The following is a 26,630-nucleotide window of genomic DNA, read 5'->3' as shown; positions in this document are numbered from 1 at the left end:
TATCACATACTAAATCAGAAACAAGGAAATATTTATGGGAACTAATTATAGGGAAGAAAGGTCAGAAGGAGTGAGAGTGTCTGATGCATGGACTTTTAGAGGATTAAAAACAGTAATTTTAGAAAATAAAAATATTCGTTTAGAAATCCTTGCTGATAAGGGAGCAGATATATCCAGTTTTGTTCATAAATCTTCAGATACAGAATTTATGTTCAAGACACCATGGGGTATAAGAAATCCCAAGAATAATGTTCCTTCAACTGGTGATGGAGCTTCAGTTTGGTTAGATTATTATGAAGGTGGTTGGCAAAGTGTTGTGCCACATGGTGGATATCCAAGTAAATATTATGGAGCTGATTTTGGAATTCATGGTGATGTTAATAACATCCCATGGGATACAAAAATAGTTCAGGATTCAAATAAAAAATGTATTGTAGAATTCACAACAAGAAGTTTGAGAAGTCCATTTGAAATCAAGAGGATTATTTCCTTAAGTGATGAAGATACTTTTATAGAAATATATCAAGAAGTTTCTAATTTTGCAGAAGAAGATCTAAATATTGTGTGGCTTGAACACATTGCTATAGGTGGATCATTCCTTTCAGATAAATGTTCTCTGTCAATTCCTGAGTGTACAGTATTGTCTCATCCTGTTGATGCAGACAAATCATCCAAACTTAAACCTAATTATAAGGGAAAGTGGCCATATATTGAAATGAAAGATGGAACTAAAAATGACCTAAGAAAAATACCTGGTAAGCAAGATAGATCCTTAGATATGGCATACTTTACAAACTTAACTGATGGTTGGTACGCAATAACAAATAATGATTTGCAATTGACTTGGGGTGTAGAATTTCCAAAAGATTTATTTAAGTACATATGGTACTGGAGAAATTTTGGAGGAGGATACGGATATCCATGGTATGGTAGATGCTACAACGCAGGATTAGAACCATGCACTAGTTGGCATAATGGAGGAGTAGAACAAGCTGAAAATAATGGATCAGCCTATATTGTCAAAGCTGGAGAAACTATCAAAGCAAAAATCAAGGCAGGAATTTTTTCTAAATACTCGAATGGTGATAATCCTTTTAATTATTCTCCCTGAAGATCAGAATCCCATCCCCCTTTTGCCATAATTCCTCCGTCTACATTTATGTATTCACCTGATATAAATGAAGATTTTTCGCTTGCAAGAAACGAGGCTACATGACCAATTTCTTTTGGATCACCAACTCTTCCAATTGGAATATCGCTTCCAAAAAGATCAATACTTTCCTCAATATTTCCCGAAATAGAATTTCTGACCATGGGTGTATTAAATGTTCCGGGATTTATTGCGTTAATCCTTATGTTGCTACTGATATAGTCTAAAGACATCTGCCTAGTGAGTGATAAAACACCTCCCTTACTAGCTGCATATGGTGGTACTAGCTTTTGTGATTGTAAACCCTGAACACTTGCTATGTTTATGATTGATCCTCTACCATTTTTTTTCATATAGGGAATAGAATATTTTGACATTAGAAAATAACTTTTTAAGTTAACATTTATAACTGCGTCCCAAATTTCCTCTGAAGTTTCTTCAACATTTTTATAGGAACTTGGAGGCTGGATACCAACATTATTTACTAAAATTTCTATTGAACCAAAATAATTCATGCATGATTCCACCACTTTTTCAGGTGTTTGAGAATTCTGAAAATTAGCCTCTACAAAGAATGCCTCTCCCCCTCTTTTAGTAATATCTCTTACAGCATTATTACCGTGCTCTTTTGAAATATCTGCAATACAAACTTTGGCTCCATCCATTGAAAATATATCAACTATTCCCTTTCCTATTCCTTGTGCACCACCAGTAACAATTGCAACTTTATTATTGAGATCACCCATAATTTACCTTTCTTAGATTATTCTTCAAAAAGTATACACGATAGTGATATATCCTGATAATATAAAATTCATATTCAAGTAATGAGGTTTTATGGATTATCATATTGAAAAAGTTGCTTCTCCCAATGCTAATGTTGGGGAAGGTCCAGTATGGAACTCAAAAGAAAAAAAAATTTATTGGACGGATATCTCAGGGGGAAAATTATATAGATATGATCCTAATAAAAAAACTAATGAAATAATACATGATGGTATAAATATTGGTGGGTTCAGATTTAATGAGAGTGGAGGAATAATTCTAGGATCATGGGAAGGTATTTACTTGTGGGATCTAGGTAAAAATTACAAATTATTGAAAAGTGGAAAAATTGACGGAACGCAAATAAATATTAGAATTAATGATGCTACTGCAGGTCCAGATGGAAGTTTTTATTGTGGTACTGATGCTTCAAACTGGAGTAATGATGTTGTTTTTAGAATTAATCCTAATAATTCAATAGATGTAATAGATGAAGGCGTAAAGCTTTGTAACGGAATGGGTTTTTCTCCTGATGAATCAACTTTCTATAGCACTGATTCACTGAGAAAACTTATATATAAATGGGATTATAATAAACAAAAAAAATCAATAACTAATAAAAAAGTATTTATTAATTTGAACGATGATTCAATAGGTATCGTCGATGGCATGACAGTGGATTCTGAAGGTTATATATGGTCTGCTATTTGGTTTAGTTCAAAGGTAATGAGATTTGATCCAGATGGAAAATTGGAAAGAGAAATTATTTTTCCTGCAACTCAAACCTCATGCCCAATGTTTGGAGGCGAAGATTTGAATGAATTATATGTTAGTACCGCTTTTTCAGGTACAGGAGAAGCTCCAATTGGTTCAGAGCCAAAAGGATATAATCACAAAGCATATCGTGGTGGAGATTTGTTCAAAGTAACTTTAGATATTCAAGGAAAGTTAGAATATAGTACAAAATTTTAGGAGATTATTATGGGATTACTAGACGGCAAAAAGGTTCTAATAACAGGAGCAAGGAAAGGAATAGGAAGAGGAATTGCTATTACCCTAGCAAATGAAGGTGCTGAAGTAGGTATAAATGATATTGTTGATGATGATTACACAAAAAAATTACTTAGTATAATTTCTAAAAAGTCTAAATCAAGTTTTCATAAAGGTGATGTAAGTAGTCTTACTGGTATCAATGAAGTATTTGATTCATTTTTGAAAGCTCATGCTCAAATTGATATATTGATAAATAATGCCATATTTCCAGATCAACAAAGACCTTTTTTTGAAACAGATGAAATTTATTGGGATAGAATGATGAATCTATCTCTCAAGGGATACTTTTTTGCTTCACAAAGAGCTGCAAATGAGATGATCTCAAGTGGAAAAGGCGGTAGGATAATCTGTCTTTCAAGTGTTCACTCTTACATTGCAATGCCAAATTGGACTGCTTATGGGACAGCAAAAATGGGTCTTAGAAGAATGGTAAAAGGGATTGCAGCAGATCTTGCTGGTAAAAACATAACAGCAAATTGTATAGCTCCAGGTGCAATTTCTAATAGACTACCTGAATTATCTGATGATTCAATTGATGGTCCACCTCATAACCCCAAAGACTTTAAGAGATTTGTTCCCTCTGGAAAAGGTGGTTTACCCAGCGATATTGCAAATGCTGTTTTATATCTTTCATCAGAACTTGGGCAATATGTTAATGGTGAAACTATATTAGTAGACGGAGGAATGATTGCTTCACAAAAGTTTCATGACTAATAATAATAAGGAAAGAGATAATTTATGATAAAGATACCAATAGCTATTATAGGAGCAGGTGGCATGGGTGGCAGACATCTAAGAGCGCTTAATGCTCTATATGAAAGCGGTATGTCTAATGTGGAACTAGTAGCAGTTTGTGACATAAGAAAAGAGAATGCAAATCATCTTGCAGATTTGGCTGAAGAAATTCTTAATAAAAGACCAGAGGTTTTCGATTCTATGGAGCTAATGAAAAAAAATAGACCTGATATTCAGGCTATTGATATAACCACAGATTCAGGATCTCATCACTTAGTCGCCGAACAAGCATTTGAACTTGGTTATAACGTTCTTTGTGAAAAGCCATTATCTCTTACTATAAGAGGTTGCAATCGTGTAATAAAAGCATGGAAAAAAAGTGGTAAAGTGCTGAGCGTAGGAGAACAAGAAAGAAGAGACCCTATGTGTCGATTAAATAAAGCTATTATTGAGAAAGGAATAATTGGAGAACCGTATAGTTTTATTCAAGGATCAGCACGTGGAGGAAATAACATAATCATATGGCCATGGAGACATTATAAAAATATTGGTGGAATTTTTGTAGACGCTGGAGTTCATACAGTAGACCAAATGATGTATTACCTTGGTGAGATTGAAGAAGTATTTGCAGTTTCTAAAATTTGGGAAACTAAAAGATTTAAGGGTGAAAAAATAGGGGTTGCTAATTTTTATGATCATTGGATTGATGAAGTACCTGAAGAAATAGAATCTACAGCTGAAGATATGGTTATTTCAACTATTAAATTCAAGAATGGAGCTATTGGTCAGTGGACATCATTTTTTGCTGCCCACGGTAAAGAAATAGACTATAGTATGATTTACGGAAGTAAAGGGTCTATAACACCCGCTAAACAACGTAGAGGAGATCCTCTTAATGTAACTCTAGATGGATCCGACTCATATTCTGGAAATGAGGTTTTAGATCTTGTCCCTGATTTTCATCTTGAAGAGCTACCTGCAAGGTTGTTTGGTTCTGATAGATTAGGATTTTATAAAACACCTTTTGAAGATGCAGACAGATTTTTAGTAGCTCTAGAATATTACGAACTTGGTCAATGTATAGCTGAAGGTACTCAACCAGAAGTAGATGCATACGTTGGAAGAAAAGATTTGGCTGTATGTAACGCTGCTTTAGAATCCTCAATTCTAGGAAGACCAGTTACTATTGAAGAAATAGAAAATGAAAAAACATCAGTTTACGAATCAAGTATTAATAAATACTGGAAAATTTAAGAAAGTGAGAAAAAATTGAAGATTGAAAAGATTGAAACGTTCTTTGTTTCTCGTTTCCTAGTTGTAAAAGTAACTACTGAAGATGGCATAGAAGGAATAGGTGAATCTTGTTATTGGTCTTATCCAAAAGCTGCAGAGGCTACAATTCATGGTTTTAGAGATGAACTAATAGGCATGGATGCAGATAATATCGAGTTCATTTGGTCATACTTATGGAGATATAATTCTGCTTTCAGAGGCAATAGTATAGGTGGAGCTATAAGTGCAATAGATATGGCTTTATGGGATATAAAAGGTAAAAGATTACAATCTCCAGTTTGGAATTTACTTGGTGGAAAGACTAGAAATAAGGTTAGAGCTATTGCTCAAGGAATTTCCGGTAATACTCCTGATGAATTTGCAGTTGGAGCCAAAAAAGTAATGAAACAAGGTTTCAGTGCTTTAAAATTTACTCCTATGGCTAAGGAATGGGCAGAAATGAACTATACCAAAATGATTAGTTTTGCATTAGATAGTGTCCGAGCAGTTAGAGAAACAGTCGGATGGGATTTTGATATTGGAATAGAGATTCACAGAAATATGCAACCTCATGAAGCTATAGCTTTTTGTGAAGAAGTTGCCCCACTAAGACCTTATTTCATTGAAGATCCTATTGTTCCTGATTCTGTATTAGCTATGGGAGAAGTCTCAAAAAAAATGAAACTGCCTTTAGCTATAGGAGAAAGAAATATGGGAATATGGGAGTTTAGAGAATATGCTCAATTAGCAAAACCAGCTTTTTTTAAGCCTGATATTGCAGTAGCAGGTGGAATAACTGGAGTAAAAAAAATAGCTACAATTGCTGAAGCCCATCATATAAAGATTTCTCCTCATAATTTTCAGGGACCAATCGCTACATCTGCGTGTATTGCTCTTGGGGTATCTTCACAATCTTGGGATGTACAAGAATCAGTTCAAGAAGATATACCTCCTAGAAGAGATATGACAGATGAAATAATGAAACTTGAAAATGGATGGTACATACCATCTGAAAAACCAGGACTTGGAATATTATTTAATGATAATGCACCTAAAATACACAGCTTTGATCCCGCAAAAATACCTCCTCCTATTAGAGAAGATGGAAGCGTAGCTTTACAATAGTATTTTATATGCTTTGTTTCATTTAATTTATTATAAAGCTATGCAGAAATATTCATTGAGATAGAAATGGTTACTTCTTAAGATGAAAAGCTCTTAATCTTTTCAAATGAAAAATGATCTCCTATATCTTCACCATACTTAACATCAGATACAACACCTTTTTCATCAATTAGTATGTCAACAGGAAGGGTGTTGAAATGACCTTTAATTGGAAAAGGGACATAACCTTTAACGAAAAGTGCTTTATTAAATCTATTGAATCTAGTAAGAGATGCCTTGATTACACCCCACCAAGATGTTTTTACTTCATATTTTTCAAAATATTCATAATTTTCGTCAGCTAATATTGTAAATGATAAATCATGCCTACTCATAGCTTTTTGTAGGTTACTAATTTTAGAATCAAAGATGCCAACCATTGCAAAATCATTTCCCAATTCATCATATCTTTTGATAATTTCATTTATGCGAAGATTACACATGGGACATCTTGCAAATCTATAAAATGTTAGAAGAACTTTTTTACCTCTGAGGCTATGGAGAGAAAAACTAGAACCATCTACTGAAGGAAGTTTAATATCATCTAATTTATCGCCTATATTTATTTTCATACATAAAAATTTACATTATTTGTTTTACATACAAATTACATTATTGTTAAATGTCTGTTATTTACAACAAGCCTTTTAAATTAATACGAAGCTTGAATTTTGATAAATTTCTCCAATATTTTTTGCGTCGATATAAGTACAAGTTGATCTGAGTGCTCCTAAAATATTATTTAGAGTAATTTTTACTGGGCCCCTATCTTCAACAAGTATTAACTTTCCTTCTGATGTTCTGTAGTCTGCAACACCACCATAATGCTTAGTCATAGCTTGAGCTGAACTCATACCATAAAGTTCTCTGTAATTTTTATTATCTTTCCGAATAATTGGAGCCATGCTTTCTTTATGAGCAGCTAACAGAGATCCCAACATTACAAATCCTGCACCCGCTGCGAAAGCTTTTGAAATATCTCCAGTAATTTTTACTCCTCCATCTGAAACAACGAATCCATTGTAATTCTTTATTTCTTCACTACATTCTATGACTGCAGATAATTGAGGGTACCCTATACCTGTTGTTTCAGTTGTGTCACAAACTCCTCCTGAGCCAATTCCAACTTTTACTCCATCTGCTCCTGAATCCATAAGTTGCTTAATTCCTTCAGGAGTTACAACATTTCCAGCTATAATTCCTAACTTTGGAAATTCCTTTCTTGTTTCCTTTATAAGTGAAGAAAATTTTTCAATGTACCCATTTGGAATATCAAAAACAATAGCGCTAAGATTTTTATTAGTTTTTTGAGATATTGATGAAATAATTTCATAAACATTAGAAACTTTTTCTAATCCAAATGTCATAAAGTTGTAATTAAGATCTAGTCCTTTATTTATAGAATTGATCCAAGCATCTAAACTGTAGAACTTACTAACAGCATTAGTCATATGAAATTTTTGCAGACTTAAACCCATTTCAAATGTCCCAACATAATCCATATTTGATGCCATTATTGGCACTCCTTCCCAGTTTATGCCTGAAACAGGAAAAATTATTTTTGTATCAAGAAAAACATCTTTTCTTGAATTAAGTTTTGATAACTTTGGAACTATAAGCACATCTTTAAAATTTAATTTTTTTTCTTTTGAATAAAACATAATTTTTTATTTTATAATGTTACAAAATCAGAAATAAATCGACTTTTTTACCATTGAACAAACATATAGCCTTCTATTCCTCAAGTGAGTATAATCTTTCTAATTCATACTATTCAAATAGTACCCAAGCTTAGATAAAACTCAAGGAAATAAATAACAAAATGAAAGAATTTAAATATTAACTATATTTTTTCATACTTTGTATTTATTAAAATAACTATAGAACAAAAAATATTAGAAGAATTCATATCTTAATCTTGAACCCTTAGAACATTGATTACTTTATTTACACAATCAAGACTATGCAACTTTTTTAATGATTTATCAATTGAAGATTGAGATGACTCATGAGTCATAAAAACTAATTCAGCACCATTTTGTAAAGATTTATTTTCTTTTTGAATAACTGATGCAATTGAAATTTTTTCTTCACCAAAAATGTTAGACATTTTTGCTAAAACTCCAGGTTGATCTATTACCTCAAATCGTAAGAAAAATTTAGAATTTAGAATATCTATATTCTCCATTTTCGTTTTATTATAGATTTTTGGAAGAGTTACCGACAAATTCGACAGATTATTAAGCAGATAAACTAGGTCATTTAATACTGCAGAAGCTGTTGGGGAGGGACCTGCTCCTGGTCCTTGAATAATCAATTCTCCTAGCATTGTATCTTTTATTTCAATAGCATTATTTGGACCTAATATTTTTGCTAATGGCGCTTTCAAGCTTAGTAATACTGGATGGACCCTACATAATAAATTATTATCTTGATTTTCTGTAATACCTAGTAATTTTATGGTGTAACCTAATTCTTTAGCATAATCAAAATCTTCCTTTTCAATTGTTTCTATTCCTTCAACAAAAATATCTTCAAATGTAATTTCAGTATTAAATGCTAATGATGTTAAGATAGCAAGTTTATAACAAGCATCAAGCCCTGTGATGTCATTTGATGGATCAGGTTCAGCATATCCTAAATTTTGGGCTAATTTTAAGGCATCTTTAAATTCTGATTGCTTCTCTTCCATTTCAGATAAAATAAAGTTACTGGTTCCATTAATTATTCCTCTGATAGAAGATATATTTGTGGCTGATAAATCTCTCATCAATGTTGAAATAATAGGAGTTCCTGACGCTACAGCAGCTTCAAAAAATATAGAAACTTTATTTTCTTTAGCCAAACTAAATAGTTCAGTCCCATAAGTAGCTATCAAATCTTTATTAGCAGTTATAATAGATTTTTTTGACTGCAATGCCTTTTTTACAAAAGGATATGCGTTTTCGGCTCCTCCCATCAATTCTATTACTATAGATATATCTTTATTACTTATTATTTCTTCTGGGTCATTAGTAATTAATTCTTTATTTATATCAATATCTCTTTTTTTGTTGATTTCTTTAACTAAAACTTTAGAGATGTTTAATTTATAACCGCTCGTCTCTTCTATCAAAGCAATTTTATCTGTCAAAGATACAAATAATTCTTTTCCAATATTTCCGAATCCTAGTATTCCAATATTTATTATTTTCATAAGTAATTTCCTATTTTCTCCAAGTGGGTTGCAAACACAAAGATTATTTATCTTTTACCTAATAAGCGAGTATTAGTAACATAAGCATCAAAATTACTACCATTGTAAGAATATCTACAAATGATCTTTGTTTCCATATAGGCTTAGGCATAACTTTTATCCTTCTTATAATAATTGTTATTGAAGGGGTAACTATAGACCAAAACCATATTCTACTTAACCATCCTGTGGGTTCGTTTAGTTCGAATAACTGGCTATATGTATTTGAATCAAAAATAACAATATCAATTAAGTTAAAAAGTGTAATTGATATTAATGCGAATAAAAACCAATAGTAGAGTTGAGATCTTGTAGCTGTAATTTTAGTATTAGTATAATTCTTAAATCCATCTTTTACTGCATATATCAATTCCATCTTATAATTCACCTCATAAATTTAGTTTAAAATATTGAGAGATATTTTTTCATAAAAAATGTGCTATTAGTTATTAGTTCCGTAAATAATTAATAGCACTTGTAAATTATATCAATTAAAAACAAAATGACCCTCAAAAAACATAATCTAAAGTGGATTAGAGAAAATATTTTAATAAGAGGGCCAAATATCCTGTACTAAGAAATAATTCTTAGTAGTCGGCTCATTATAATTCTATCATTTCCAAAGGATCATTGATAATAAATTATTACCATTGTACGAACATAGGCATAATTATATGAAGATATCCGGAGTTTGCCGCTGACCTAAATACTCCAGGAGATGAAGGACTCATAGTTTCGATTTCAATTTCATCTCCGTCTAAAACTCCTAAGATTTCTCCAAGGAACTTAGAATTAAATGCTATTCTAGCTTCTTCTCCTTCAATTTCGGCTTTAATTCGAGCTTCATTTGATCCTAGTTCTTCAGCTTGAGACATAATCCTAACAGAGCCTTCATCATCAATATTTTCAGAAACCATTCTAATTATCCCACTGCCATCTCTAGCAAAAACTGAAGCAGCACTTGTGGCTTGTATGATTTCTTGTCTGTTTACTCTACAAATAGTACCTTTTTCAGAAGGAATTAGTCTTTCATAATCTGGAAAATTCCCTTGAATTAGTTGAGTAACAACTTCTACATCTCCAAACTTAAAAAGTGCTTGACTTTTTTGATCAGTAACAGTCATATCCAACATACCGTTATCAGAACCTAGTAATGAAAAAATTTCATTCATTGTTCTTCCAGGAACAATGACAGAAATATCGTCTTCTACTGAAGAATCACAACTACCAGTTTCTACAGCCAATCTAAAACCATCAGCTGAAGCAAGTGTAAATTGATTATTTTTGATATCAACTTTTACTCCAGTCAGAGCAGGCCTAGATTCATCTGAAGCCACAGCAAATTTTACTCTTGATAAAGAACTCTTAAAATCTGAAGAGGAAATTGATACTTTAGGGCCATCTGTAATATTAGGTATAGGAGGATAACTTTCAGGATCAATACCGTTCATTTGAGCATCAAAATTTGCACAATGTATTTTTAATCCTATGGGATTAGGTACCATCTCAATATCAACTTTCTTATCTGGAAGCGAGTTTATGAAATCAGATAGCATTCTTGCAGGTATAGTTATTGCTCCTTCTTCTTCTATTTGAGCACCAATCCATGTAGTTATAGCAATTTCTAAATTTGTTGCGGTTAATTTTAGTCTTCCATTATCTGTTGCAATGAGTACATTTTGAGTTTCAGGAATAGTTGATCTTGTAGCTACTGCCCTACTAACGATTGCTAAGCCTTTCCTTAAGTTTGATTGTATGCAGCTGAGCTTCATAAGGTTGCCTTCCAATTTTTTACTAAATAATATGTAAATTATAAAAACTAGAACGTAATTTACAAGGGATTTATAATAATCAGTTTAATTTTTTAATAATGTAAAATAAATAAATGACTAATAAAGATGATACAATCGAATTCGCTGAAATTGATTATGAAAGAGAAAAACGAACAGGTTTTCCCGAAGTAATCTATGGAGAAACAAAGTCCCCAGATCAATCTTCTAAAATTGCTAAAAGAATATATGATAATTCTGGTATTTTTCTAATTACAAGAACTAATATTGAAACTTATGAAAAAGTTATAAAGATAATTCCTGAAGCAAAATTCGATTCCAATGCAAAAATGATTTGGTCATCTAAAAATATCAAAAATACTAGTGGTATTGTGTCTGTCGTTAGTGCGGGTACCTCAGATATACCAATAGCTAAAGAAGTAGAAATAACAGCTTCATTGATGGGGGCAAAGACTGAGATAATTAATGATGTTGGTGTAACAGGGATACACAGGATTTTAAGTAAAATTGAAAAAATTAAAAAAGCCCATTGCATAGTTGTTGTAGCTGGAATGGAAGGCGCGCTACCCACAGTTGTTGCTGGTTTGGTAAATAAACCAGTCATCGCTGTTCCAACATCTGTAGGATTTGGAACAGGAGAAAAAGGATATTCCGCTTTACTTACAATGTTGAACTCATGTGCGCCTGGAATATCGGTGGTTAATATTGATGCTGGCTTCTCTGCTGGATATCAAGCAGCACTAATAGCTAAGAGATGATTTTTTGTTTATTAAGTTGGCTTGTAACTAAATTATTCTAGAGTTTTCAAATATGCAATTACGTCAGCAATATCTTGCTTTTCAGCCTCTTCCCAACTTGCCGGCATAAGATTTGAGTAGCCTTCAACTAGATATTCCCCAGGATATCTTATCGAAGCTTCTATATATTCATCAGCTGATCCGTAACCAGGCCTTGCTCCAGATCTAGCATAAACTCCTTTTTGACCAGGACCAACCAATTTCTCTGCACCAGTAGAATGACAAGCATTACAGCCTTGTGTAAGAAACCATTCTTCACCAGCAGCAGGATTTCCTACTATTACTACTTGTACAACCGGAGCAGCTCCTGCCATGAGTTTTTCAGATGTTGCAGGCGTAGGTTGAAATACAACTGGAGGAGAAGGATCTACAGTAACCTCTCTACATGATACAAGTAGTGCGGAAAATAAAGTGAAAATAAACAGTAAAGTAAATTTTTTATTCATTTTGTGAGTATAATTCGTTTTTTTCTATAATTCATTTTAAGAATAAAGTAGTAAATAAGAAAAATAAATATAAAAAAAGTAATTATTAATCAGATAATCTCTTAATTTCTATATTTTCCCCTGGAGCTAGAGCAACTTTTCTAAATTGAATTCCAAGCTTTAGCATCCAATATGATAAGGTTGCTTTACCAACGCCTAGCTGCTTAGCAGCACCAGTAAGACCAAACTCATTAACTAGTTCTGGTATAACTTTTTCGAGCTCTCTTTTGAACTTCTTTTCAACACCTAACATTTTAGATGTTTTTTTTGATTCGTTAGCCATATTTTGATTATAACATAGCAAAGAAAAAGTACAAAACTAATTCAATACTTTTATTGTTTTAGTTTTGAACTTGTTCAAAACTTTATATTATTTGAACTTATTTTAGCCAAATAATAATTATCAAAAAAACGAAATTTTTCTGATAATTATCTGAATATTATATGATATTCATGTAATTCATATATGTTGTCTTGTTTTTTTAATTAAGTAATGACTTTTTTTATTTTTATTTTGATTTTGATTTAAGGGCTCTTTTTTAATTTTTGTATACTTTTTATAAGAACAATAAATTAAAGAGCTTAAATGGGTAGCCTAAGTTTAGAAAATTCAATAATCGAGTGGATAACTAAAGTTTTAGAAACTATAGATTATTTAGGTGTTTTTATTTTGATGATTTTAGATCCGACTGCCCTACCCGTTCCAGCTGAAATTATTCTTCCTCTAGCGGGATGGATACTTGCTGATAATATTTCTCAAGTATTTTTATTATCTTTGATTGCAACTATTGGTTCTACGATAGGGTGTTTGTTTGAATTTTATTTGGCAAAAGCTGTCGGAAGGAAATTCATAATTAAGTATGGAAAATATTTATTTATCTCTGAAGAGGACTTAATGAAACAAGAAAAGTTCTTTGTAAAGAATCAATTTTATTTTATTTTTATAACGAGAATGATCCCTTTTATACCCAAAACTATTACTTCAGTAATTTCGGGTATATATAATCTTAATTTTTATAAATACGTAGCATATACTTTCATAGCTTCATATCCAACTCTTTTTATTTATGTTTATATTGGGAATAATTTAGGAGAAAACTATTCAGAAATAAAAAATTATGTTGGAGGATTTGGATTTCCAATTCTTATAATTTTGATAATAGTTATCATAGGATATTTTTTATTCAAGTATTTCAAAATAAAACAAAATCAATAACCAAAAATAAAAATTTCTAATAATATAAATATAAATCTTAAAGAAATTATAAATATAAGGAAAATATTATGAAAATATTATGCGTTTTATATGACGATCCTACAGATGGTATGCCAAAATCATATCCATTAAACGAAATCCCTATTCTCGATAAATATCCAGATGGAATGTCTCTTCCAAACCCAAAAACTATAGATTTCAAGAGAGGTGAACTTCTAGGGTGTGTTTCAGGAGAATTAGGTTTGAGAAAATTCTTAGAAGAAAATGGACACACACTTGTAGTGACATCTGATAAAGATGCTAAAGGTTGTGTAGCTGATAAAGAATTAATTGATTCAGACATAGTAATTTCTCAACCCTTCTGGCCATACTATTTAACAAAAGAAAGAATAGAGTCTGCAAAAAAATTGAAAATGGCTATAACAGCTGGGATTGGATCAGATCATGTCGATTTACAAGCTGCTATAGATAATAATGTAGATGTTGTAGAAGTTACATATTGTAATTCAAGGTCCGTTTCAGAGCATATAGTAATGATGATATTAGCTATGGTTAGAGATTATCATAATCAGCATAAAATTGTTAATGATGGTGGATGGCATATTGCTGACGCAGTTAAGAGATCTTATGATGTCGAAGGTATGCATGTTGGAACAATAGCTGCGGGACGAATTGGTTATGATGTCTTAAGGAAAATGTATCCATTTGATGTTCATCTACATTATAACGATCGACACAGATTGCCTGTAGAAAAAGAAAAAGAATTAAACTTAACTTTTCACGACACAGTTGAGTCTTTAGTCAAGGTATGTGACGTAATCAATATCAGTTGTCCTTTACATTCTGAAACAGAAAATCTTTTTGACGATGAATTAATTAATAAATGTAAGAAAGGTGCATATGTAATTAATACTGCAAGAGGAAAAATAGTAAATAGAGAAGCTATGGCCAGAGCATTAGAGTCGGGTCATATAAGTGGGTACGCAGGTGATGTGTGGTTTCCTCAACCTGCTCCTAATGATCATATTTGGAGAAAAATGCCTAATCATGGTATGACACCACATACAAGTGGTACTTCTTTGTCTGCACAAACTAGATATGCTGCGGGAGTAAGAGAAATACTTGAATGTTTTTTTGAGGGAAGAAAAATAAGAAATGAATATCTCATAGTAGAAAACGGAGATCTAGCAGGAATGGGAGCCCATTCTTATACTAAAGGAAGTGCTACTGGTGGATCTGAAGAAGCAGCAAAGTTTAAGAAGTAAAAGCTTCACTAACCAAAATAAGCATTGGCAATAGATAAATTTAAATTTTATAATAGTATATGTCGTCATGCGCCCGTAGCTCAGCTGGATAGAGCAATTGGTTTCTACCCAATAGGTCGGGGGTTCGAATCCTCCCGGGCGTGCCATTAAATAAATAACAAGGCTACTTCAATGAATTTGTCATTCTTGGAAGATTTGACATTCTTTTTGCTAATTTAGAAATAGACCTTTCAAAAAACCATGCTAATCCTGTATGAATATCATCATTAAATGGTTCTACCCATTTATCATCAAGAAAACCTGGGCCAAAATATGCTCCCAGAAGAGAACCTGAAGTTGCTCCAAAACTATCAGTATCGGCACCTTGACTTACTTGAATACAAATTCCATGACCAACATCTTCAGCAAAGTTCAAAGTATTAATTAACATACCAATCTCTTGATAAATTCTGCAGTGACCATATTCTCCATATTTATCACTTATTTTATCGTATGCTTCTTCCCAAGAATTAGATTCTCTTACATCTTTAAAACAAACTGAAACTCTTTCATAAAAACGACTTTTTTGGGGCACAAACTTAAGAGCTGTTTCAATTATTTCATCTCTATCTTCCATGATTTGAGCACATGAAATAGCCGCTGCAATAAACATAGTTCCATAAACACCAGTTCGATTATGGGTAAAGCTAGCATCTCTCCAAGCTAGTTCAGAAGCCTTTGCAGGGTTTCCAGGATAAGCATAACCATAAGCATCAGCTCTAATTGCTGCTCCACATAATTCATCTCCAGGATTTAATACATCATTAAAAACATCAATTAAATCTTCTGAGTTTTCAGAAGGTAAAATATTTCTTGGCCCATTGCCGCCCTTTTCAAGAAAAGTAGATCTATCCATTCCATCAATCTTTAAATCCATTCCTGACTTTAATAACTTTGTATTTTCAGGCCCAAAAGTTGTTCCTATTGGCAAATGATGAATCCAAAGTTCTTTCATATTTTCATGTGTAAAATCTGAACCAAATTTTTCTAAAATCAACATGCCCATAATTGTGTAATTAATATCATCATCTGGAGCTACATAATTTATATACTCTTTAGCTGTTTCTGGAAAAGATCTATGAACTCTAGGTAAAACATTTTCTATTTCTTTTGTTATGTAATCAGTCATAGGCCATTGATTTATTTCTTTTAGAGCTTTCATAATTTCATGCCCTGTAAACATAGCCTCTAATGGCTTTCCTAACATACATCCGCATAAAGATGCTATAAAAGCTGCTTCTACTCTTTTTGAACTATCTTCTATATCAACTTTTTTAATTTGACCTTTAGGTCTGGATGGATCCATTTCATTCAAAATATCATTTATAGAACTTGGTTCAACATAAGACCAATCAGGCCTAATTTTTAGACTTAATAATTTTTTAGTAAAATTTACAAATTCATCATAACTATCTTGTAAATTATCAAGTTGATCCTGTAATCCTTCTATATCATAACCCTGTTCACCTTTGTTAAGTACAACTCCATGAAGCCTTTCTCTTAGCGTATCTAATCTAATTAACATTTTTTCTCCTTTATTTAGCTGTATATCCACCATCCACGGGTAATAATACTCCGGTAATAAATGAGGAATCATCACTAGCAAGAAATAACGCTGCTTTAGCAACGTCTTCTCCTGTGGCCAATCTTCCTAATGGATGAAGGTCTATTAATTTTTTTTCCATCTCCTTATCTTTAGTTAAGGCTGTAGTCAAATTTGTATAAGCATAACCAGGACATATAGCATTCACTCTAATATTAAATTTTGCAAGATTTACACCCATATCTCTAGATAATTGAACTACTCCACCTTTTGAATGTGGATAAGGATTAAATCCATCTGATAATTCTAAGATGTCATTGTATCCAACCATTCCAATTATTGATGCTAAATTGATAATTGATCCTACCTTGTTTTCTTTCATATAAACTACACTTTCATAAGACATCATCATAGATCCCTTTAAGTTGATATCCATCACAAAATCCCACTTTTTCTCATAGTCCCAGTTCTGATCAGGAGCCTGTCTTTGGCTAACTCCTGCACTATTTACCAAAATGTCTATTTTCCCAAAATTATCAACTGTGAATTTTGTAGTATCCTTACATTCTGATTTTTTAGAAACATCTGCCTTAAGAGTAAGAAAATCACCTTTATAATTTGAAAAATCTTTGTTTATTTTCTCTAAAGATTTTTCATTATTATCTGAACAAATAACTTTACATCCATTTTCAAGAAAAATCTTAGTTGTTGCTAAACCTATACCTGAACCTGCACCTGTTATTATTGCTACTTTATTATTTAATCTAGACAATTTTTCCCTCCGATACACAAATAATTAAGTAAATAATATATTCGAAATTTCAAAATTTATATACCATAAAAAGATTAGAGGAATTTTAGATATGAAAAAAGAACTTAAAATTGCAGGAATAGGAAGAAGATTTATGGCTTTTATCGTAGATCTATTTTATGTTCTACTTTTATATTTTGGATTCAATATTATAGGAAGAAATATTTTTTCTATTAGCACAGAAATTTTTGATTACATAATAATAATTGTATGTTTCTCTTATCTAGTAATACCAACTGGTTTGTATGGTAAAACTATAGGGAAATGGGCCCTTAGAATATCAGTAGTTAATCCAGAAGGAAATAAGATAGGAATTGGAGCAGCATTTGCAAGAGAAATTGGAGGAAAAATTTTCTCCTCTATTCCTCTACTAATTGGTATTCTATGGATAATTAAAGATGAAAAAAATAGAGCATGGTATGATATATTTTTTGAAACTTTAGTTATTAAAGATAAACGAGTGGAAAGAAAAAAATGATTATATCTAAAGCAATTCTTGATGTGCTAGAACAATCTAGCTGGATAAGAAAAATGTTTGAGGAAGGAATCGAATTAAAGAAGCAATTTGGTGAAAAAAATATCTTCGATTTATCTTTAGGAAATCCATTACTAGAGCCTCCTGAAAAATTCAAAAGAAAATTAATTGAACTGTCTAATTCAGATGAAAAAGGGCTTCACAGATATATGCCAAATCAGGGATTTCTATCTACAAGAGAAAAAGTGGCTAATTCCTTAGCAAAAGAATCTAATTTTCCTATAACAGCTGAAGAACTTATCATAACTACAGGTGCAGCAGGTGGATTAAATGCAATTTTAAAATCTATATTAAATCCAAATGATGAAATTATAGTTTTTAGTCCTTTCTTTGTTGAATATTTATTCTATATTAAAAATCATAATGGAATACCAGTCCTTGCTAAAACTGATAGAAATTTCTTCCCTGACTTGTCTGATTTAAGTGAAAGGATTACAAAAAATACTAAAGGTATAATAATAAATTCACCAAATAACCCAACTGGCGTTTTGTATCCAAGAAAAATTATAGAGAAAATCGGTGAAATACTATCTTCAAAAGAAAAAGAGCTAGATACTGAAATTTATCTTATATCTGATGAACCATACAGAAAAATCATATTTGATAATAAAAAATATCCTTTTGTTTTTCCTCATCACGATAGATCAATTGTAGTCACATCTCATTCTAAAGATTTAGGGCTAGCAGGAGAAAGAATTGGGTACATAGCCTTATCTCCAAAGGATAAGGATAAAAAAGTACTTTATGATGCATTAGTATTTTCTTTAAGAACCTTAGGGCATGTAAATGCAACAGCAATTATGCAAAAATCTATAGAGGATATTCAAGAAGAATCTGTAGATATAAATGTTTATAAGCAAAAAAGAGATTTTATATATAATGAGCTAATAAAGATTGGATATGAATGTGTAAAGCCAGATGGGGCTTTTTATCTTTTTCCCAAATCACCAATTGAGGATGATAGTAGATTTGTAAATATACTTCAAAATTCAAAAGTTCTTACAGTTCCTGGTAGAGGATTTGGTCTTGAAGGATACTTTAGAATATCTTATAGTGTTGATGATTGGGTACTCGAAGGATCAATAGAGGGATTCAAGAAAGCTTTTGAATCTATAAAATAGGTTCTTTTAATCCAGATCCAGTGATTGGTAGAAGAACAGTTTCATCCTTTTTAATTTTTTTGTTTCTTATTAGTTTTTCTAATGCAGGAAAAACAAAAGCACACGTTATTTCACTAAAAATCCCTTCTTCTTTTGCCAATATATCATGCCAAATAAGAGCTTCTTCATCAGTAGATGAAACCCCTTCACCTGCAGAAGATTTTACAGCTTGAATAATCTCATTAATTCTTGGAGGGTTAGAAACAGATATTCCAGAAGCGAGAGTTTTTTTGTGTATATCAAATTTCCATTTTTTGCTATTTAATTTAGCTACTATTGGTTCAATATTCTTAGACTGAGCTACATGTAATTTAGGAAGGATAGTTTTATTAGATTTCATAATGTCTTTATAACCTCTCCAGGTACCTAGAAGTAGAGATCCATTTCCTGTTGGAAAAATTATATGATCTATTTCTTTGATCTCATTATAAATTTCATAAGCAAAGCTTTTCATACCTTCAGAAAAATATGGCGATAAATTATGAGATATATATGGAATATCATTTTTTTCAGAGAATTTCTTTGCTTCAATAGTAGAATTTTCCCTTGGTCCTGATATTTTGTGTAATTTTGCTCCAAAAATAGATATTTGATCGAGTTTACCCTTTCCTGCAGTATCCGGAACAAAGATATGAGCTTTTATATTTGCCGCAGCAGCATAAGCAGATAGAGATGCACCAGCATTTCCAGAAGAATCCTCCACAAATTCTTTAACTTTTTCTCTTTTAGCAACACTCACAACTAAGGCACTACCTCTATCCTTAAATGAACCTGTTGGAGACATAAATTCAAGCTTAGCAAATAATTTATTTAGGCCTAGTTTTTCACCAATTTTTTCTAACTTAACTAATGGCGTATTTCCCTCCCCAAGTGAGATTAAATTTTTAGAATTCTTTATAGATTCAATAGGATTTATATTATTAATTGAAATATCTTCACAATAAAGTAAAGCTTTACGGTTGCAGTCACAAAAAATATTAGAAATTGAGTTATTAGATTGTCTAACATCACAAATAGAACAATTCAGAGAATATTTTTTCATTATAAATCCTTATTAAAATTATGGAGGAAATGAACGATTTAAGCAAAGAAAAAGATGATGACTTTATTTAAAGAATGTAAGATTAACTATTAGTGTAAAAAATTTAAATATCTAATATGAAACTTAAACATTGTAATAACTTTCATGACTTTAGAAAGTTAGCTAAAAAAAACCTTCCATCTCCAATATTTCACTATATTGATGGAGCTGCTGAAGATGAAACAACATATAGAAGAAATACTAGTTCATATGAAGATGTAGATCTTGTTCCAAATGTTCTTCGTGGAGTTGAAGATATAGACTTATCTACAACTATTTTTGGAAAGAAATTAGATTTACCTTTTTACTGTTCTCCTACCGCTCTTCAAAGATTATTTCATCATCAAGGAGAGAGAGCTGTAGCAAAAGCAGCTGAAAAATTTGGAACAATGTTTGGGCTTTCTACGATTGGTACTGTACCAATAGAGGAATTAAGTAAAATAAATACTCCAAAAATGTTTCAGTTTTACTATCATAAAGATCATGGAATAAATGATGCTGTTTTAGATAGAGTTAAGGAATCATCATTCGATGTTTTAGCTCTTACAGTCGATACAATAACTTCAGGAAATAGAGAAAGAGATCTAAAAACCGGATTTACTTCTCCTCCAAAATTAACTTTAGGAAGCTTGTATAGTTTTATTTCAAAACCTAAGTGGGGATTGAACTATGTTCTTAGAGAAAAATTCGAGTTACCACTTCTAAAAGACAGCGTAAGTGAATTATCTAATGTATCCACTTCTATTGGACAATACTTTTCAACCATGCTAGATCAATCCATGGATTGGAATGATGCGGAAAAACTTTCTTCAGATTGGGGTGGTCATTTTGCCCTAAAAGGAGTTATGTCTGTTGAAGATGCAAAAAGAGCCATCGATATAGGATGTACAGGAATAATCATATCTAATCATGGAGGCAGACAACTTGATGGACAGAGATCTAACTTCGATCAACTTGCTGAAATAATGGATGCTGTTGGAGATAAAATTGATGTAATTTGTGAAGGCGGAATACAAAGATCAACGCATATGCTCAAGGCATTATCTATGGGAGCAAAGGCCGTTGCTGGTGGTAGATTATATCTTTATGCCCTTGCTGCAGCTGGTCAGGCTGGTGTTGAGAAAGCCTTGGGATTATATAAAACTGCTCTAGAGAGGGATATGAAACTTATGGGTTGTAAAAACATAAGTGAGCTTGGAATGAATAACCTGAGGTTTAGATATAATAATTAAATTTCTTTTCTAAAAACTTCTAATATTTGGTCAACATACTCAGACTTACAAGATTCTCCCATTAGACCAATTCTGAATACTTTCCCTGAAAAGTCTCCAAGCCCTCTACCTATTTCAATATTGTAGTCATAAATTAGTTTATTTCTGAATTCAACGTCATCTATGTGGTCAGGTTTAGTAACTACGGTTAATTGATCTAATCTATCGTTTGGAGATATAGGTAAATTAAGTTCAATTTCAGTCAAACCTGCTCTTAGTTTTTCAGCATTAACTTTATGCCTATTCCATCTATTTTCTAAACCTTCTTCCTCAAGAAGTCTGAGAGATTCATAAAGAGCATAGATTGAGCTCACTGCAACCGTATATTGAGGTATATGATCTTTATCCCAATAATCATTTACCAAAGATAAATCTAGATACCATGATGATGGCTTTGCCTTTCTGTTTTTTATATATTGATATGCCTTTTCAGACATAGCACATGGAGACAATCCTGGAGGAGAGGCAAGGCATTTTTGCGATCCTGAATATGCAAAATCTAAATTCCAATCATCAAAAAGAATTTCTGTTCCTGCTATTGAAGTAACGCAATCAATCATAAATAAAGCGTCAGTTTTAGAAACTATATTTCCTAACTCTTCTATATTTTGCAAAACTCCTGTACTCGTTTCAGCATGTGTAGCAACTACAAGTTTAGTATCAGGATTTTCTTTTAGAGCGTCTTCTAGAAGTGAAGGGTCCATTTGTTTACCCCATTCGGTTCTTATAGGAATTATTTCTAAACCAAGTCTTTCTGCCATCAAAATTTGTCTCTCACAAAAATATCCATAAGCACAAATTATAACTTTATCACCTCTTTCTGCTAAACAAGTTAGACCAGCTTCCATTCCGGAAGATCCTGATCCACTTAAAGCAAATGCATGATCTTTAGTCCTGTAAAGATCCTTAAGACTGACTCTTACATCATCTAATATTTTAAAAAAATCTGGATCTAGATATCCAAGTATTGGATTAGACATAGATTTTAAGACATCTGGATTAGCAGATGATGGACCAGGTCCTAGAATAATTCTTTTATTTACTTTTAGAGGCTTCAAAGAAAATTCCTGTTAATATATATTCTTAAGAATTAACTAAATTATAACTGAAAGGACAAAAATATGGACCTTGGATTAAATGGCAAAAATGCAATAATTACGGGAGGAAGTGACGGTATTGGTTTAGCTGCTGCAATCTCATTATCTAAAGAAGGGGCCAATGTAGCAATTCTTGCAAGAACTCAAGAAAAACTTGATAACGCTGTTACAGAGATCAAAAGAGATGCTAAGGGTAAAGTATTAGCAATATCTACAGACGTAAGAGAAGAATCTTCAGTTATAAGCTCAATAAATAAAGTAAAAGATGAATTTGGAAAAATTGATATTCTAGTTAATAACGCTGGGACGTCATCTGCTTCTCCGCTTGAGGAAATGACAAATGAACAATTAACTGAAGATCTTAACTTAAAAGTTTATGGAGCAATATTTTGTGCCAGAGCAGTCATAGATGATATGAAATCCAATAGATCAGGAAGTATTATCAATATAACAACACCTGGTGGAAAAGCAACAGCAGGAGGAAGTCAACCTACCTCTCTATCTAGAGCTGCAGGAATTTCTCTAACAAAAGCATGGTCTAAAGAATATGCAGCCCAAAATATAAGAGTTAATACTGTTTGTGTTGGACTACTAAAATCTGGTCAACACAGAACTAGAGTAGAAAATATTCAGAAGGAAAAGCCTGATTACACACTAGAAGATCACTGGGAAGTTATGGGAAAAAATGTGCCAATGGGAAGAGTTGGTGAAGCTATAGAAGTAGGTAATGTTATTTGTTTCTTGTCATCATCTAAAGCTAGTTATGTAACAGGAACAGCTATTAATGTTGATGGAGGAACATCTCCGGTAGTCTAGTTATTTAAGAAATCTAGGGTGCAAGATAAAAAAACTTTTACACCATTAATCATAGCTTTTTCATCAAAATCAAATTTAGTATTATGGTGTGGATATTTATTACCTACACTTGCACCTAAAAGAAAATATACCCCTGGAATTCTCTGTAAAAATTCAGCCATATCATCACCAACACTTACAGGTTCAGTTGGTCCAACTAATGAATCATCCAAGACTTCTCTAGCCTTATCTCTGACCCATGATGCTACTTCTTGTTCGTTTACGACTGGACCGGCTCCATACATGATTTCTGTGCTTGCTGTAGATCTCATAGATTCTGCACTCAACTTACTAATTCTATCCAATGATGAGTAAATTTTTTCTCGAACTTCTTGTGAATATGCTCTAATTGTTCCTTCTATATTCACTGTATCAGGAATAATATTAGGAGCAAATCCTGATTCAATTTTTCCAAAAGTTAATACTCCTGGATCTTGAGGGGATATTTCCCTACTTACAATAGTCTGGGCATTAGAAATAATATGAGATGCCGCTACAATTGGATCTATGTTAAGATGAGGTAGCGCTCCATGGCCTCCTCTACCCTTAACTTCTAATGAAAAAGCATCTGCAGAAGCAAAAACAGCTGAATCATTAACCCCTACAAATCCCGAAGGTAATTGGTTCCAAATATGAAGTCCAATAACTCTTTCTGGATGATAATCGTCAAATAAACCATCATTAATCATAGCCAGTGCGCCTTGAACAATTTCTTCTGCAGGTTGAAAGCACAGAATTATTTCACCTTTAAGTGAATCTTTTAGAGAATTTAAAATTCTAGCAGTTTCTAAAAGAATAGATACATGTCCATCATGACCACAGGCATGCATAGCTCCATTTTTAGAAGCAAAATCTAGTCCAGTTTCTTCAGTTAAGGGTAATCCATCTATATCCGCTCTTATCATTATGGATCTTCCTCCTCCTAATCCTCCCTTAATTATGCCAACTACTCCAGTTTTCCCATAATCAGTTTTGAAAGGAATTCCTAATTTTTCTAGCTCATCTTGGATATATTGTGAAGTTTTATATTCTTCAAATCCTAATTCAGGAATTGAATGAAGTATTCTTCTATGAGTAATTAAGTTATTATCGGTATTACTTAATAATTTTTTAAAATCCATAATTAATAAATCCCTTGACTCGCTTTTGAAGCAGAAATCCCTCTTTTTTCAAATTCTTTTTGAGCCATAGCTATATTTTCTTTTTTCCCATTCCAAATTCTTAATGGAGCAGATTGTAATCCTCTTCCATAAGAATAAGTTAGTTGCCATGGGGATTTTTTAATTTTTGCTAATAAATTTATAGAGTTCAAGTTATCAATGGATTCTTGATCTTCTTGCCCCCCAGATAGAAAGGCTATACCTGGAACTTCAGAAGGCACATTTTTATTTAATACATCAATAGTATAATTTGCAACAGATTCTGGTTTAGCTCTATTCTTGGAATCTTTCCCTGATAAAATCATATTTGGCTTCAGTATAATACCTGGTAAATAAACATCAGCTTCATTGAGATGTTGAAAAACTTTAGACAAAGTAATATCAGTAACTTCAGAACATTTATCTATTGTATGATCACCATCCATTAAAACTTCCGGTTCAACTATAGGCACTAATCCTATTTCCTGACTTAAAGATGCGTACATTGCTAGAAGGTAAGAATTAACATTTATTGCATATTTACTGGGTAGGATATCACTAATATTAATGACTGCTCTCCATTTAGTAAATCTAGCTCCGATATCGTAATACTCTTGAAGTCTGTCACGTAATCCATCTAATCCTTCAGTGATCACTTCTCCAGGGAAACCTGCTAGTTGATGTGTAGATTTATCAACTTTAATGCCTGGTACTATTTCATTTTCATTTAGTAGTTCAACAATAGATTGACCATCAGAAGTATTTTGTCTCAGAGTTTCGTCAAAAAGTATAACTCCGCTTATGTAGTCGGATATTGACCTTGTTTGAAAAAGAAGCTGTCTCCAGTCTCTTCTATTTTCTTCAGTAGAATCTAGCTTTATAGAGTCAAACCTTTTTTTTATGGTTCCTGTGCTTTCATCAGCTGCTAATATTCCTTTTCTAGGAGATACCATAAAATTTGCAACTTTTTTTAATTCATTTTTGTTCATTAAAATTCTCCATATTAAACCGAATAAAAAAGTTAATAAAACGATTATATTATTTTAGAATCTATCGCATCTTAAGGTAAATTGTAACTGGAAATTGAGTTCAATGAGAGAACTTTAGGTAAATTTTATCTAATCTAAAATTTTTTTATTTATAATTATAAATCAAGATTTTAGGATATTATTTGCTGGCATTTAGATAAGCCTATATCCTCTTTTACTTTGAACCATTATTCCAGGGTGCCCGAATCTCTTTAATTTTTTTCTAATTCGAGATACATATGTATCAACAACTCTAGATTTGGGAGTTTTATTTGGCCAAATTTGCTCAGTAATTTCAGATTTACTAAGAACTTTATGTGATTGATATATAAGTGTTTTTAAGAGTTCATACTCTTTTGGAGTTAAATCTATAACTTCATTATTGTAAGAAATCTCATATATTTCTTCTTTGACCTTAAGCATATTCAAAATCCTTCTTAGCTAAAATTCTGGCTCCCCAGAGGGATTAGGGAGCCAGTTATAAGGTAAAAATTTATTTTTGAGTAACGTTTGTGAAATCTGGATATCCTGATGCACTATGTTCAGTAACATCAAGTCCGATTTCTTGCTCTTCATCTGATGCTCTCATACCGATAGTTAGATCAATCAGTTTGAATACCACAAATGAAGTTCCAAAAACAAATACGAAGGCTGCAATCACACCGACAAATTGAGCTCCAAGTTGTCCGGCACCACCTCCGAATAATAATCCATTAATTCCGCCAAATTCTTCTTGGGCAAATAAGCCTACAGCTAATGTTCCCCAAGCTCCTGTAAATCCATGTGCTGCAATCGCACCAACTGGATCATCAACTTTTAGAACATTTTCAAGGAAGACTGCGGAACCTACAACAACAAAACCACCAATTAGTCCTGTTATTAGTGCCATTCCAGGGCCCATATTTGCACAACCTGCAGTAATAGCAACTAAACCTGCAATTACTCCATTAAGTGTCATATACACATCAAATCTCTTCCAAATTGCATATGAAAGAACCATGGCACCAACTGCTCCAGCAGCTGCAGCTAAGTTTGTAGTTATGAAAATTACTGCTATTGATCCATCGTTTCCAGAAACTGTTGAACCAGCATTAAATCCAAACCAACCAAACCAAAGTATGAAAACACCAAGAGCCATCAAAAC

Annotated in this window: 28 protein-coding genes and 1 tRNA gene; 13 read left to right on the top strand and 16 right to left on the bottom strand. The window is 32.2% G+C overall.

Features of this window, described 5'->3' with window-relative positions; translation table 11 throughout:
• Positions 1–34: 34 nt before the first annotated feature.
• Positions 35–1,111, top strand: a complete 1,077-nt coding sequence (locus MK083_05055; protein MCH2673822.1) for a DUF4432 family protein — start codon at positions 35–37, stop codon at positions 1,109–1,111.
• Here MK083_05055 and MK083_05050 read toward each other — a convergent pair.
• A complete protein-coding gene (locus tag MK083_05050; protein MCH2673821.1) occupies positions 1,099–1,896 on the bottom strand; it encodes a glucose 1-dehydrogenase in 798 nt (265 codons plus the stop codon). The genes MK083_05055 and MK083_05050 overlap by 13 nt on opposite strands.
• 91 nt (positions 1,897–1,987) lie before the next feature.
• On the opposite strand from MK083_05050, the gene MK083_05045 reads away from it, so the two are divergent.
• Genes MK083_05045 through MK083_05030 form a run of 4 tightly spaced genes read left to right on the top strand, consistent with a single transcriptional unit; the run spans position 1,988 to position 6,100 of the window.
• The gene (locus MK083_05045; protein ID MCH2673820.1) at positions 1,988–2,887 is read left to right on the top strand and encodes an SMP-30/gluconolactonase/LRE family protein; all 900 of its coding nucleotides are present in this window, start codon (positions 1,988–1,990) and stop codon (positions 2,885–2,887) included.
• Between the two features lie 9 nt (positions 2,888–2,896).
• Positions 2,897–3,682: an SDR family oxidoreductase gene (locus tag MK083_05040; GenBank protein ID MCH2673819.1), complete on the top strand. Its 786-nt coding sequence runs from the start codon at positions 2,897–2,899 to the stop codon at positions 3,680–3,682.
• 24 nt (positions 3,683–3,706) lie between these two features.
• Complete coding sequence (locus MK083_05035; GenBank protein ID MCH2673818.1) at positions 3,707–4,957, top strand: Gfo/Idh/MocA family oxidoreductase; 1,251 nt, start codon at positions 3,707–3,709, stop codon at positions 4,955–4,957.
• 15 nt (positions 4,958–4,972) lie between these two features.
• Positions 4,973–6,100, top strand: coding sequence for a mandelate racemase/muconate lactonizing enzyme family protein (locus tag MK083_05030; GenBank protein MCH2673817.1), 1,128 nt, complete (start codon positions 4,973–4,975; stop codon positions 6,098–6,100).
• A 77-nt stretch (positions 6,101–6,177) separates the two neighbouring features.
• Here the strand turns inward: MK083_05030 and MK083_05025 are convergent, their stop codons facing one another.
• The 5 genes from MK083_05025 to dnaN all read right to left on the bottom strand — a co-directional run bounded on the left by MK083_05025 (position 6,178) and on the right by dnaN (position 11,146).
• Positions 6,178–6,711: a redoxin domain-containing protein gene (locus MK083_05025; GenBank protein MCH2673816.1), complete on the bottom strand. Its 534-nt coding sequence runs from the start codon at positions 6,709–6,711 to the stop codon at positions 6,178–6,180.
• A gap of 75 nt (positions 6,712–6,786) precedes the next feature.
• Entirely contained in the window at positions 6,787–7,800 is a 1,014-nt protein-coding gene (locus MK083_05020; protein MCH2673815.1) for an IMP dehydrogenase, read from the bottom strand.
• A 251-nt stretch (positions 7,801–8,051) separates the two neighbouring features.
• Positions 8,052–9,335, bottom strand: coding sequence for a homoserine dehydrogenase (locus tag MK083_05015; GenBank protein ID MCH2673814.1), 1,284 nt, complete (start codon positions 9,333–9,335; stop codon positions 8,052–8,054).
• Between the two features lie 58 nt (positions 9,336–9,393).
• Complete coding sequence (locus tag MK083_05010; GenBank protein MCH2673813.1) at positions 9,394–9,750, bottom strand: hypothetical protein; 357 nt, start codon at positions 9,748–9,750, stop codon at positions 9,394–9,396.
• A 268-nt stretch (positions 9,751–10,018) separates the two neighbouring features.
• Positions 10,019–11,146 (bottom strand): DNA polymerase III subunit beta, encoded by a 1,128-nt coding sequence (gene dnaN, locus MK083_05005; GenBank protein MCH2673812.1) that lies wholly within the window; start codon positions 11,144–11,146, stop codon positions 10,019–10,021.
• A gap of 113 nt (positions 11,147–11,259) precedes the next feature.
• On the opposite strand from dnaN, the gene larB reads away from it, so the two are divergent.
• Positions 11,260–11,922 carry a nickel pincer cofactor biosynthesis protein LarB gene (larB, locus tag MK083_05000; GenBank protein ID MCH2673811.1) on the top strand — a complete coding sequence of 221 codons (663 nt, stop codon included), beginning with the start codon at positions 11,260–11,262 and terminating at the stop codon, positions 11,920–11,922.
• 32 nt (positions 11,923–11,954) lie between these two features.
• Here larB and MK083_04995 read toward each other — a convergent pair whose 3' ends face one another.
• On the bottom strand, positions 11,955–12,407 hold the full coding sequence (locus MK083_04995) for a c-type cytochrome (GenBank protein ID MCH2673810.1): 453 nt from the start codon (positions 12,405–12,407) through the stop codon (positions 11,955–11,957).
• Between the two features lie 85 nt (positions 12,408–12,492).
• Positions 12,493–12,729 (bottom strand): hypothetical protein, encoded by a 237-nt coding sequence (locus tag MK083_04990; protein ID MCH2673809.1) that lies wholly within the window; start codon positions 12,727–12,729, stop codon positions 12,493–12,495.
• Positions 12,730–13,032: 303 nt separating this feature from the next.
• Between MK083_04990 and MK083_04985 the strand changes: the two genes are divergently transcribed.
• From MK083_04985 to MK083_04975, 3 genes are all read left to right on the top strand, one after another.
• The gene (locus MK083_04985) at positions 13,033–13,662 is read left to right on the top strand and encodes a DedA family protein (GenBank protein MCH2673808.1); all 630 of its coding nucleotides are present in this window, start codon (positions 13,033–13,035) and stop codon (positions 13,660–13,662) included.
• Between the two features lie 68 nt (positions 13,663–13,730).
• Complete coding sequence (locus MK083_04980; GenBank protein ID MCH2673807.1) at positions 13,731–14,927, top strand: NAD-dependent formate dehydrogenase; 1,197 nt, start codon at positions 13,731–13,733, stop codon at positions 14,925–14,927.
• Between the two features lie 69 nt (positions 14,928–14,996).
• Positions 14,997–15,073: transfer RNA gene (locus tag MK083_04975), tRNA-Arg, on the top strand.
• Between the two features lie 17 nt (positions 15,074–15,090).
• Here the strand turns inward: MK083_04975 and MK083_04970 are convergent.
• Entirely contained in the window at positions 15,091–16,491 is a 1,401-nt protein-coding gene (locus MK083_04970) for an ADP-ribosylglycohydrolase family protein (GenBank protein ID MCH2673806.1), read from the bottom strand.
• Between the two features lie 10 nt (positions 16,492–16,501).
• Positions 16,502–17,281: an SDR family oxidoreductase gene (locus MK083_04965; GenBank protein ID MCH2673805.1), complete on the bottom strand. Its 780-nt coding sequence runs from the start codon at positions 17,279–17,281 to the stop codon at positions 16,502–16,504.
• A gap of 91 nt (positions 17,282–17,372) precedes the next feature.
• Here MK083_04965 and MK083_04960 point away from each other — a divergent pair, with 91 nt between their 5' ends.
• Together MK083_04960 and MK083_04955 are read left to right on the top strand one after the other, a co-directional pair.
• Positions 17,373–17,798: an RDD family protein gene (locus MK083_04960; protein MCH2673804.1), complete on the top strand. Its 426-nt coding sequence runs from the start codon at positions 17,373–17,375 to the stop codon at positions 17,796–17,798.
• Positions 17,795–18,976: a pyridoxal phosphate-dependent aminotransferase gene (locus MK083_04955; GenBank protein ID MCH2673803.1), complete on the top strand. Its 1,182-nt coding sequence runs from the start codon at positions 17,795–17,797 to the stop codon at positions 18,974–18,976. Before MK083_04960 ends, MK083_04955 begins: the two co-directional genes overlap by 4 nt.
• On the opposite strand, the gene MK083_04950 is transcribed toward MK083_04955, so the two are convergent.
• Positions 18,966–20,057 carry a pyridoxal-phosphate dependent enzyme gene (locus tag MK083_04950; protein MCH2673802.1) on the bottom strand — a complete coding sequence of 364 codons (1,092 nt, stop codon included), beginning with the start codon at positions 20,055–20,057 and terminating at the stop codon, positions 18,966–18,968. The genes MK083_04955 and MK083_04950 overlap by 11 nt on opposite strands.
• A 116-nt stretch (positions 20,058–20,173) precedes the next feature.
• Here MK083_04950 and MK083_04945 point away from each other — a divergent pair, with 116 nt between their 5' ends.
• Positions 20,174–21,328: an alpha-hydroxy-acid oxidizing protein gene (locus MK083_04945; protein ID MCH2673801.1), complete on the top strand. Its 1,155-nt coding sequence runs from the start codon at positions 20,174–20,176 to the stop codon at positions 21,326–21,328.
• On the opposite strand, the gene MK083_04940 is transcribed toward MK083_04945, so the two are convergent.
• On the bottom strand, positions 21,325–22,425 hold the full coding sequence (locus MK083_04940; protein MCH2673800.1) for an alanine--glyoxylate aminotransferase family protein: 1,101 nt from the start codon (positions 22,423–22,425) through the stop codon (positions 21,325–21,327). The genes MK083_04945 and MK083_04940 overlap by 4 nt on opposite strands.
• Positions 22,426–22,488: 63 nt before the next feature.
• On the opposite strand from MK083_04940, the gene MK083_04935 reads away from it, so the two are divergent.
• A complete protein-coding gene (locus MK083_04935) occupies positions 22,489–23,280 on the top strand; it encodes an SDR family oxidoreductase (GenBank protein ID MCH2673799.1) in 792 nt (263 codons plus the stop codon).
• Here MK083_04935 and MK083_04930 read toward each other — a convergent pair.
• The 4 genes from MK083_04930 to MK083_04915 all read right to left on the bottom strand — a co-directional run.
• Positions 23,277–24,440: a M20 family metallopeptidase gene (locus MK083_04930; protein MCH2673798.1), complete on the bottom strand. Its 1,164-nt coding sequence runs from the start codon at positions 24,438–24,440 to the stop codon at positions 23,277–23,279. The two genes, MK083_04935 and MK083_04930, sit on opposite strands and share 4 nt — an antisense overlap.
• 2 nt (positions 24,441–24,442) lie before the next feature.
• The gene (locus MK083_04925; GenBank protein ID MCH2673797.1) at positions 24,443–25,447 is read right to left on the bottom strand and encodes a fructose-bisphosphate aldolase class I; all 1,005 of its coding nucleotides are present in this window, start codon (positions 25,445–25,447) and stop codon (positions 24,443–24,445) included.
• A 192-nt stretch (positions 25,448–25,639) separates the two neighbouring features.
• The gene (locus tag MK083_04920; protein MCH2673796.1) at positions 25,640–25,909 is read right to left on the bottom strand and encodes a winged helix-turn-helix domain-containing protein; all 270 of its coding nucleotides are present in this window, start codon (positions 25,907–25,909) and stop codon (positions 25,640–25,642) included.
• A 70-nt stretch (positions 25,910–25,979) separates the two neighbouring features.
• On the bottom strand, positions 25,980–26,630 hold a 651-nt coding region (locus tag MK083_04915; GenBank protein ID MCH2673795.1), incomplete at its 5' end, for an ammonium transporter.

The organism is Dehalococcoidia bacterium, from assembly GCA_022451965.1.
Classification (GTDB): Bacteria; Chloroflexota; Dehalococcoidia; order Lucifugimonadales; family Lucifugimonadaceae; genus TMED-70.
Note: the sequence above shows the minus strand (reverse complement) of the source record. Positions and strands in the feature narration are given on the sequence as shown.